We start from the raw sequence: 2,385 nt of genomic DNA, 5'->3' as shown, positions 1-2,385 counted from the left end.
GAAGGAGGCTTGCTGGCCATTAATGATCCGCGCTTAGCCGCCCGAGCAGAAATTATTTGGGAGAAAGGCACTAATCGTGCAGCCTTCGCCCGGGGCGAAGCCGCCCGCTATGAATGGGTAGACGTGGGTTCTTCCTTTCTGCCTTCGGAGTTGAACGCCGCCTATTTGTGGGCGCAATTGGAAGCCCGGGAGGCAATTCAAAAACAGCGACAAAAATTATGGGAGCACTATGCTATTGCCCTGGCTCCACTAGCTACCGACGGCGTATTTCAACTGCTGCCCACCATACCCAATACACAGCCCAACTGGCACCTATTTGCCCTCCTCTGTCGTAACGAAACGGAGCGCGACGCGCTGCTAGCCTATCTACGGCAGCAGCATATTCTGGCCGTGTTTCACTATTTACCCCTCCACTGCAGCCCCTACTACTCTTCTCGTCACGACGGCCGTCCTCTTCTCCATGCCGAACGTTTCAGTCGGACATTGGTGCGCCTGCCACTCTACCACAATTTGCGGCCCGAGCAACAGCAGCGGGTTGTGGAATCTATCAAAAACTTTTATGCAGGCCGTTAACCAATAATGCTGGGGTAGTCGAGTAAATCCGGCCCGCAAGCTGAGATAGATTACTTTTTAGATTCTGTTCAGATTGACGGGGCGAGCAATATTTGAGGCTGCAATAAATACCGAACAAACTACGCCATGCTGCGCTCGACTGCCGCACTCCCGATCCATCGGCCCTCCCCATCCAACTTCTGTCCAACTTAGCGATACCACATCAGCGAGCAGGACTACAATATCCCAAATCTCGTCAAAAGCACATAACAGGTTCTAGGCGTTGAGAATGTTTTGCGGCTGCGCAAAACGCTGGAACATGGCGTCGTGGTTTTTTAGTACTGGGAAGAGTACGGCGGCGGCTCGGTAGCCTACCTGGCCAAGTACCTCTACGAAACCTACGGCGTGCGTCAAACCCTGATTTACGACATCACCTAGATAAGCGAAGGTGTGCGGCCCGCCCCGAGTGTGGCCATCAGCCTGCGCGACTCGCTGATTGTACTACTCCCCAAAAACTGGACAGTTTAAGCGGGGTTTGTTAAGCAAATTTGCTGTGGGTTGAAGGTAGGAGTTTGGGCGAAGAATTGAGCGGGCGTTTGGCCTCTCAGGGCTTGATGGGGGCGGTGGTGATTATAGTAAGTGAAGTACGCCTGGAGCTGCTCATAGAGCTGGCCGCCATCGGTGGCCGGGTTGAGGTAGATGCATTCCCACTTAACCGAGCGCCAGAGTCGCTCGATGAAGGCATTATCCGTCGCCCGGCCGCGCCCGTCGCGGCTGATTTGACAGCCTGCCGCCAGCAGGGCCTGCTCGAAGAGCTGGCTGGTAAACTGACTACCTTGGTCGGAGTTGAAGATGTAGGGGGCCGGCTGGGGGCCGAGGGCCGTGCCCAGCGCGCTTAGACAAAAGCCCACGTCGAGCGTATTGCTCAGCTCCCAACTCAGCACGTAGCGCGAGTGCCAGTCAAGTACGGCCACCAGGTAAAGAAAGCCGCGGGCCATCGGGATGTAGGTGATGTCCGTACTCCAGACCTCATTCGGGGCCGTCAGTACCCGCTCACGTAGCAGGTATGGGTAGCGTGTAGAGCCTTCGCCTGGCATCGACAGGCGGGGTTTAGGGTAGACCGGTTCCTAGCCCATGAGCCGCACGAGGCGGCGCACCCGTTTTTCGTTGACCTGGTAGCCGGCCAGGCGCAGGTGGTCGCGCAGACCCAACACGCCCTTGAAGTTGTGGCGCGTAAACTCCTCGTCGAGCAGACGCATCAGGTGCAGGTTCAGCGCGCTTTCGCCCCGTGGCTGGTAGTAGTAGCTACTGCGGGCCAGCCCTAGCGCCTGGCAGCGGGCCTTTACCGACCCCTCGCCACTGGCCTGCACCAGGGCGCGTTGTTGGGCTACGCACATGGCGGCAGCGTTTTTTTTAGCAGCTGATTTTCCATCTGCAGCCGGCCGATGGCCGCATAGAGCGGCTCCACATCCGGCGGGGCCGGGGCGGATGGGCCGGCCTCGGCGAAAACCTGCGCCGCCTGCTGGCGCAACTGCAGCTTCCAGCGGCTGATCTGAGCCACCGACAACTGGTAGCGGACGGCTAGGTCAGCTAAGGGCTGACGCTCGGTTAAGGCAGCTAAGGCTACCTCGGCTTTGAAGGCCGCCGTGAAGAAGCGGCGACGAGTGCGTTTCGGGTTCATGGCGTTGACTAAGATAGCCGCTATAAACTGTCCAACTTTTGGGGAGTACTACAGGACCCCGAAGACCTTGACCAGGGCCGTTTCCCATGCCGGTTCTGGCGCAGCGACGGCCGGCTGTTGCGCGTGCTGCCAAGCGTAATAGCCGCTGGCGG

Annotated in this window: 4 protein-coding genes; 1 reads left to right on the top strand and 3 read right to left on the bottom strand. The window is 58.3% G+C overall.

The genetic code is table 11. From position 1 onward, the window contains the following. Positions 1–573, top strand: a 573-nt coding sequence (locus tag CDA63_RS19985) for a DegT/DnrJ/EryC1/StrS family aminotransferase (RefSeq protein WP_199797569.1), incomplete at its 5' end; no start/stop codon positions are given. A 503-nt stretch (positions 574–1,076) separates the two neighbouring features. On the opposite strand, the gene CDA63_RS19980 is transcribed toward CDA63_RS19985, so the two are convergent. From CDA63_RS19980 to CDA63_RS19970, 3 genes are read right to left on the bottom strand one after another with little or no spacing between them, the layout of a single operon-like run. Continuing rightward, positions 1,077–1,649: an IS3 family transposase gene (locus CDA63_RS19980; protein WP_088466216.1), complete on the bottom strand. Its 573-nt coding sequence runs from the start codon at positions 1,647–1,649 to the stop codon at positions 1,077–1,079. A 30-nt stretch (positions 1,650–1,679) separates the two neighbouring features. Further along, entirely contained in the window at positions 1,680–1,949 is a 270-nt protein-coding gene (locus tag CDA63_RS19975; protein WP_088466215.1) for an IS3 family transposase, read from the bottom strand. Then, on the bottom strand, positions 1,940–2,233 hold the full coding sequence (locus CDA63_RS19970) for a transposase (RefSeq protein ID WP_088466214.1): 294 nt from the start codon (positions 2,231–2,233) through the stop codon (positions 1,940–1,942). Before CDA63_RS19970 ends, CDA63_RS19975 begins: the two co-directional genes overlap by 10 nt. Positions 2,234–2,385: the final 152 nt, after the last annotated feature.

Source organism: Hymenobacter amundsenii (genome assembly GCF_002204745.1).
GTDB classification, from domain to species: domain Bacteria; phylum Bacteroidota; class Bacteroidia; order Cytophagales; family Hymenobacteraceae; genus Hymenobacter; species Hymenobacter amundsenii.
The sequence above is the reverse complement of the archived record's forward strand: the minus strand, read 5'-3'. Positions and strand labels throughout refer to the sequence as shown.

What these genes read in the sequence shown, in the direction of transcription:
- CDA63_RS19980 (WP_088466216.1), bottom strand. Translation starts at nt 1,649, where the DNA reads ATGCCAGGCGAAGGCTCTACACGCTACCCATACCTGCTACGTGAGCGG.
- CDA63_RS19975 (WP_088466215.1), bottom strand. Translation starts at nt 1,949, where the DNA reads ATGTGCGTAGCCCAACAACGCGCCCTGGTGCAGGCCAGTGGCGAGGGG.
- CDA63_RS19970 (WP_088466214.1), bottom strand. Translation starts at nt 2,233, where the DNA reads ATGAACCCGAAACGCACTCGTCGCCGCTTCTTCACGGCGGCCTTCAAA.